The sequence below is a fragment of the Streptococcus pseudopneumoniae genome, from assembly GCF_001073085.1.
Classification (GTDB): domain Bacteria; phylum Bacillota; class Bacilli; order Lactobacillales; family Streptococcaceae; genus Streptococcus; species Streptococcus pseudopneumoniae_M.
In genome coordinates this window covers 1-1,940 of record NZ_JVFV01000036.1, presented here as the reverse complement: position 1 = coordinate 1,940, position 1,940 = coordinate 1, and the positions used below count along the sequence as shown (strand labels likewise).

Annotated in this window: 1 protein-coding gene and 8 tRNA genes; 1 reads left to right on the top strand and 8 read right to left on the bottom strand. The window is 43.8% G+C overall.

From position 1 onward, the window contains the following. Nucleotides 1–920 (top strand): IS110 family transposase (locus ADH90_RS07655; RefSeq protein WP_049530718.1); only part of this gene is annotated, 920 nt, incomplete at its 5' end. A 254-nt stretch (nt 921–1,174) separates the two neighbouring features. Here ADH90_RS07655 and ADH90_RS07650 read toward each other — a convergent pair. The 8 genes from ADH90_RS07650 to ADH90_RS07615 all read right to left on the bottom strand — a co-directional run bounded on the left by ADH90_RS07650 (nt 1,175) and on the right by ADH90_RS07615 (nt 1,879). Continuing rightward, a tRNA-Pro gene (locus tag ADH90_RS07650) sits at nt 1,175–1,248 on the bottom strand. Between the two features lie 16 nt (nt 1,249–1,264). Continuing rightward, nucleotides 1,265–1,338 (bottom strand) — tRNA-Arg (locus ADH90_RS07645). A gap of 8 nt (nt 1,339–1,346) precedes the next feature. Continuing rightward, nucleotides 1,347–1,432, bottom strand: a tRNA-Leu gene (locus ADH90_RS07640). Between the two features lie 7 nt (nt 1,433–1,439). Beyond that, nucleotides 1,440–1,511 (bottom strand) — tRNA-Gly (locus ADH90_RS07635). 26 nt (nt 1,512–1,537) lie between these two features. Beyond that, a tRNA-Thr gene (locus ADH90_RS07630) sits at nt 1,538–1,610 on the bottom strand. Between the two features lie 12 nt (nt 1,611–1,622). Next, nucleotides 1,623–1,704 (bottom strand) — tRNA-Leu (locus ADH90_RS07625). Nucleotides 1,705–1,709: 5 nt separating this feature from the next. Then, nucleotides 1,710–1,782 (bottom strand) — tRNA-Lys (locus ADH90_RS07620). Nucleotides 1,783–1,806: 24 nt separating this feature from the next. Continuing rightward, a tRNA-Asp gene (locus tag ADH90_RS07615) sits at nt 1,807–1,879 on the bottom strand. Nucleotides 1,880–1,940 lie beyond the last annotated feature (61 nt).

The following is a 1,940-nucleotide window of genomic DNA, read 5'->3' as shown; positions in this document are numbered from 1 at the left end:
TGGACAGTCTGCGAGTTCGTAAAACAGATAAAATTGACGCTGAAAAGTTGGCTAAATCTCAGCTTGTGCACAATCGTAAACCAACTTGCGTGCAGGAAGAAATTTATCAACACCTGCCTGATTTAAGCCGTTTCTATCAAAATATGACTGAAGATCTTGTTCGAGCTAAAAACCGTCTGCACAAGGTCCTTCAAGTCACCTTTCCTGAATGGGAAAATCTCTTATCCACACCAACTGGAGAACAATATTGGAACTTAGTGATGGCTTTCCCATGCAAAGAGTTTGTATTAAGCCTATCTCAAAGTGACTTGTGTGAGATTATCCGTCAATCTACTTCCAAACGCATCTCTGAAAAGCGTATTGCTTACCTGACTGATAAACTTATAAAACTCGCTAAACAATCTTTTTGTGCGGTCAAGAAAACCTCTCCAATGCTTGAAGAGGTTCGTTACTATGCCCAAGAATGGCTTCGTCTTTCTGAACGCAGACAAGTTGTCTTAAACGACATGGTAGCTCTAGCTCAGCCTTTACCAGAGTATGATATCTTACGGTTAATTCCTGGCATCGCAGAAACCACAGCGACATCTATCATTGGCGAATTGGGAGATATTCGTCGCTTTCAGTCTACCAATCAAATCAACGCTTTTATTGGCATTGACCTGAGGCACTATGAATCTGGGAATTTTCTCGCCAAGGGACACATCACTAAACGAGGTAATCCCTATGCCAGAAAAATCTTGTTCAAGTGTATTCACAACATCGCTTCAGCTAGTCATACCAATCCCTGCCATATCGCTGACTTTTATGAGAAACGAAAAAGACAATCGACAATAGCTTCAACTAAACCACATACGATTGCCTCTATACATCGGCTCATTCGAACAATGTATTACCTCTACTCTTTGACCCAAAATCAATAAGGCTGTCTATGCCGTATTATTGTAACACCTTGTTTCAAAAAATACCAGATGAGGTGTTTTTTAGCATGCCCTTTTATGGATCAAAAAGTGTTAAAAATAAGACAGTAACCTCAGAATAGCTACTATCTTATCTCTTTTTTTACTTAAAACCTTGATAGACTTGACAAATAGTAGAAAAGAGCCAAATTTTATTGAAAAAACAGTCATAACAAACAAAAAAAGAACAACCAGTGTTCTTACTATTGTAATATCAATCGGGAAGACAGGATTCGAACCTGCGACACCTTGGTCCCAAACCAAGTACTCTACCAAGCTGAGCTACTTCCCGAGTTAAATAGAAAAAATGCACCCTAGAGGAGTCGAACCTCTAACCGCCTGATTCGTAGTCAGGTACTCTATCCAGTTGAGCTAAGGGTGCTCTTTATATGCCGAGGACCGGGATCGAACCGGTACGATCGTTACCAATCGCAGGATTTTAAGTCCTGTGCGTCTGCCAGTTCCGCCACCCCGGCCTCTCTAAGCGAACGACGGGATTCGAACCCGCGACCCCCACCTTGGCAAGGTGGTGTTCTACCACTGAACTACGTTCGCATCGACCTCTTGGTTATATTAAAAAATGCCGGCTACATGACTTGAACACGCGACCCTCTGATTACAAATCAGATGCTCTACCAACTGAGCTAAGCCGGCTTATTTCTATGATGCGGGTTAAGGGACTTGAACCCCCACGCCGTTAAGCGCCAGATCCTAAATCTGGTGCGTCTGCCAATTCCGCCAAACCCGCAATGATGACCCGTACTGGGCTCGAACCAGTGACCCATTGATTAAAAGTCAATTGCTCTACCAACTGAGCTAACGAGTCTAAAATAACTTCCGTTATCTTAAACGGTCCCGACGGGAATCGAACCCGCGATCTTCGCCGTGACAGGGCGACGTGATAACCGCTACACTACGGGACCTATGGGAGTTAACGGGATCGAACCGCTGACCCTCTGCTTGTAAGGCAGATGCTCTCCCAGC